This is a genomic window from Streptococcus sp. A22 (assembly GCF_043674215.1).
Classification (GTDB): domain Bacteria; phylum Bacillota; class Bacilli; order Lactobacillales; family Streptococcaceae; genus Streptococcus; species Streptococcus suis_V.
On the sequence record NZ_JBIMJQ010000049.1, the window covers coordinates 1 to 4124 of the forward strand.

The following is a 4124-nucleotide window of genomic DNA, read 5'->3' on the forward strand; positions in this document are numbered from 1 at the left end:
GGATTAAAGTCCGCTAGTGACTTAACCAAGTTGGCGGTTGATTCTAAATCCACTTGAAACCCTTCAAAAAGGCTATCGCTAGATACTTTTTCTGAGGCTAGAAATACAAAAGGTGACGTAAAATTCATTATCATGTCATGTGCAGTCCTCCCCTAAATGGTAATCTGAGTCACAAAAGCACCAGCGGCTCCCACCATGACCCCACCAACAATTTCTAGAATGGCATTTCGGACACCTGGCCCACCATCTTTAATGTTGGTTGAAAGGTTGATAATGCCCATGACAACAAGAAAGGCTCCTACTGCAATCAAACCTTTTTGTAATAGAGACATGGCTTGAGAGAACATGGAGCTGGCGTCCACTCCGTAAACAAAGCCTGTTAGTTTTTGATTCATATAATTCCTCATTTCTATTAATGTAGTGTTGTTTCTGTGCTTAAATCCCTTATTTTATAGCCTGACAAATCTACCTCTTCCTCAGCGGTTAGGGGATTGATATGATAGTGCCACCAGCGTACATCGGTTTCCTTATCCGCAAGCCATTTCCAATTCCTATGTTTAAGTGGAAAATATTTCTTGGTTCGAAAAACAGGAACTCCTGCAATGCGTACGAGGCATTCATCTCTTTTCATATTCCCTACTTCATCAGCCGTCATCAAGTCACGAGCAATTTTCTGGTGAGAGGTGGAACTTGAGCCAGTCTGCCCAAAAGAACGACTGGTGCTTCTGACATCAATGGTTTGTTTGCCTAGAAGACCACTCATAAATTTGAAAGTTTCCTCGTCATTTCCACCCAAATAGAGGAGGCTGTCACAGTTCCCCAGTATGGTTTTCCAAGCCTCTTTTTCCTTATAAAGTCCTTGGAGTTGAGCAATATTTTGCAAGATTGGAACTAGACTCATATTCCTAGAGCGAACTGTTGAGGTTTGTTCGGCAAAGTCTGGGATTTCTCCGACATTCGCAAACTCATCCAGATAGCTTCTAACATGAATCGGCAGTTGCCCTTTAAAGTCAACATCAGCCTGCCTGGTCAAAGTGGAGAAAACCGTAGAGAAAAATAAAGCAGATAGGAAACGAAAGGTCGTATCATTGTCTGGAATAACAAGATAGACCATGGTCTTTTGAGTGCCCCACGTTTTCAAATCCATAGTGTCTCTTTGCGTCAAATCAATCACCGATTGGATATTAAAGAGGGCAAATTTAGCTGTTGTGACCGCAATCACCGAATCCAAGGTCTTATCCTTATAGTTTTGGAAATCTGCCCAATTTCGCATGGTAAAGTTCTCGTGACCGTATTTTTTAGCGTAATCTTCAAACAGGACTTCAAGAACACTTTTGTCCTGATTATCTCCCTTTGATAAGAGTTTGATGAGTTTCCCAATCTCAGAAAAGGCTGGATAACGGCCACGCTTACGTCTTGCTTCCTGCTCTTGCTTGGAACTTCCTGGTGGATTGTAAAAATCCACCAAATAAGAGGCAATAGCTCTCACCAATGTCATGGAAGCCTCGTCCCAAAATGGATCACTGCGTGAACCAGATCCACGGGTATTGTTAAAATAGACCGTTAACATGCGGTTCAAATCATTCTCTGTTTCTACATAACGAAAGGGATTAAAACCGTCTGAATTGGTCATATTAACCAAGTCTAAAACCTTGACCTGATAACCGTTTTCCAAAAAGAGTTTACCTGTCTTCTCGGCCAAATGGTCTTTAGGATCTACGACAATATTGGAACAGTTAAGTTGGATAAGGTTGGGTTTAACAAAGCGAAAGGTCTTACCTGCCCCAGAACCCCCAATGACAATCAAATTTTTATTTCGGTCAAACTGGGGTTTCTTCTTTTCCAACAAGGTTAGACGAACATCACGAGCCAAAATCGTGTCATTGAAAGGATTCTTACTGTAAAAGTTCCGCTTTTCCTTACTGGTTCCAAATCGTGCAGAACCGTATTCTTCCCCTTCTCGATAGACCTTCTGTCCTGTCGATACATAAAGATAGACTAGCGTCATCGTTAGAACCCCAAGGATAAAGGCAAGAAAAGATTTTTGAGTAAAGGAAAATAGCCATAAAGGATTGAAAACCTTATTTAACCCCTCTCCTAAGAGGTAGGCAATACGTTCCATAGGTGGGGCATTGGTTAAACTATCATAGAGTAGGGTTAGACGATGGCAGAAATAGCCAAAGGCGAGACCCAAGAGTCCAAAGACAAATGCTTTTTGCCTGGAATACATTACAAGGTCACCTCCTTGGTTTTGACTGCCGAAGGTTCTATCACTCTAATTTTCTCTTTGGCCAGTTCTATCTCTTGGTCCAAGGTTTTATCAAAGGTTAAACCTTCTAGCTTCTCTGGATTAGACATCAGTTTCTTCAACAATTCATCCAAGTGATGATCGAGCAAGGTCTTATCCTTGGCATAAAAGTAGAGATAGTCTTTTTGCCAACTAATTGCGATTGGCAGTTTTTCTGACTCCATCAACTCCTTAAATTTCTCCACATCGATTGGCTTATCTAGAATGTCTTTACTAACATCAATCGCTTCAATGGCATAAGGACTTTGAAGGAGTTCTTCCAGTTTTTGAACCCCAATCTTATAAGCTGAATCTTGAGCTAAGGCTTGCCTAGCCGACCATTCTAAGAGCTTTAAGAGGGTTCTAACTGTCAATAAACTACTTCTTTCCACGTATTGCATCGCTTGACGTTCTTGTTGTTCAGATGACATGGTGACCTCCTCTTTTTTTCGATTCCCTCTCAAACATAAGGTGTTTCCATAATACGGAAACACTCTTGATTTTGGTATCACAAGAAAGTTACGACATAAGCCAAACTATTCCAAAGTAAATGTAAGATGATTGCCGTCATACAATCAGTTTTCAATCGAACAGCAGCCAAGGTCAAGCCAAGACAGCTATACATGAGCCAACTCCCTAACTGATTGGGGCCATGGGATAGAACAAAGAGAAAACTGGTCACGCCTATTTGTACAAAAGGGAATGTCAATTTTTCCCACAGCAATTGCCTATAAACAATCTCTTCAAGGATACTTGCATTGACCAGAAACAATAAAAAGATAATAGGAGGAACCTGTTTTCCTACTTGTACCAATACCGCTTGATTCCTAGTCTGACCTGGAAATAGGAAGCTGATGAAGACTGCAAAAGCAACCATAGCCACAAAGCCAAGAAGCAACCAACTTAGGCGATTTTGTACGCCCACAATTTTTAATTGAACAGTTTTATGACGGGCAATCTCTAAGCAAGTCACACTTAATAGGACCAATTGTAGCAAGACTACACCCTCAATCGTCATATACTCTTGTAGGTATAAACTCACCAGAAGTCCATTAAGCTGTATGGCTAGATAAAACAACACTATCCTTATCATTGTCACCTCTTAAATAAATCTTCATAATCAATATCTAAGACTAGAACAATACGCTCAACCCATCTTGTTTGTGGCATCAGACGATTGGATTTGTAATGTCGCAATTTTTGATAGAGGCGATTAAACTCACTTGGATAAACATATTGACCGTTAAATACTTTGCGAGCTAGTTCTGCCCAAGTGAGGTCTTTTTCTGCCAGAATGATTTCTAAATTGTCCCAAAATCGTTCATTCATCTTCACACCTACCCTGTCACTTGTTTCATCAGACTGGCCTGAAACAGCTCTTCTTTTACCTGTCTGGGAAGAAAAGTTCGTACTTCGTCTAGTCCAATAGCTGGATAGACGTGATTCTGACAGACAATGAGAGGCAGACGAAGGTTTTGGTCTGGCTTTTGGAGAATGAGCTGAATCATCTCATTCAAACTTATCGAATATTGACGTTTAAAGCGAAGAAATCGTGGCGACAGCAACTCAAAACAATCCGTGGTTTTGGCAAAGAGTGACAGTAAGATTTCACGGTTAACATCACATGCTTTTGTACAACGATAAGCCACTCCATAGGTCGTCAAAATGGTTAGTAAGTCTTGATTTGTATTGACATTATTTCCTAGATATACCTCAAGCATAGGCACCTCCTTATAGGGTTAGGCTATTTTCAACTGTTGGTTCAGGAGTTGAGAAATAGCGACTCATATCAATGGGCATCCGTCCTTCACCAAAGCACTTGACCGTCACTAAAGTC

The 4124-nt window shown here is 40.8% G+C and carries 6 protein-coding genes and 1 pseudogene; all 7 read right to left on the reverse strand.

Annotation, left to right across the window (positions count from 1 at the left end; all coding sequences use genetic code 11):
• Positions 1 to 134, reverse strand: a pseudogene (locus ACHBHN_RS11060) (conjugal transfer protein TrbL); the annotation flags it as partial.
• Between the two features lie 18 nt (positions 135 to 152).
• Positions 153 to 395, reverse strand: a complete 243-nt coding sequence (locus ACHBHN_RS11065) for a hypothetical protein (protein ID WP_001072182.1) — start codon at positions 393 to 395, stop codon at positions 153 to 155.
• A gap of 17 nt (positions 396 to 412) precedes the next feature.
• A complete protein-coding gene (locus ACHBHN_RS11070) occupies positions 413 to 2230 on the reverse strand; it encodes a VirD4-like conjugal transfer protein, CD1115 family (protein WP_394734136.1) in 1818 nt (605 codons plus the stop codon).
• On the reverse strand, positions 2230 to 2718 hold the full coding sequence (locus tag ACHBHN_RS11075; protein WP_044684036.1) for a hypothetical protein: 489 nt from the start codon (positions 2716 to 2718) through the stop codon (positions 2230 to 2232). The genes ACHBHN_RS11070 and ACHBHN_RS11075 overlap by 1 nt, the downstream gene beginning before the upstream one ends.
• Positions 2719 to 2795: 77 nt before the next feature.
• Positions 2796 to 3380, reverse strand: coding sequence for a CPBP family intramembrane glutamic endopeptidase (locus ACHBHN_RS11080; protein ID WP_044684034.1), 585 nt, complete (start codon positions 3378 to 3380; stop codon positions 2796 to 2798).
• Positions 3381 to 3382: 2 nt separating this feature from the next.
• Positions 3383 to 3616, reverse strand: a complete 234-nt coding sequence (locus tag ACHBHN_RS11085; protein WP_001005708.1) for a hypothetical protein — start codon at positions 3614 to 3616, stop codon at positions 3383 to 3385.
• An 8-nt stretch (positions 3617 to 3624) separates the two neighbouring features.
• Positions 3625 to 4008, reverse strand: coding sequence for a hypothetical protein (locus ACHBHN_RS11090; RefSeq protein ID WP_164227777.1), 384 nt, complete (start codon positions 4006 to 4008; stop codon positions 3625 to 3627).
• Positions 4009 to 4124 lie beyond the last annotated feature (116 nt).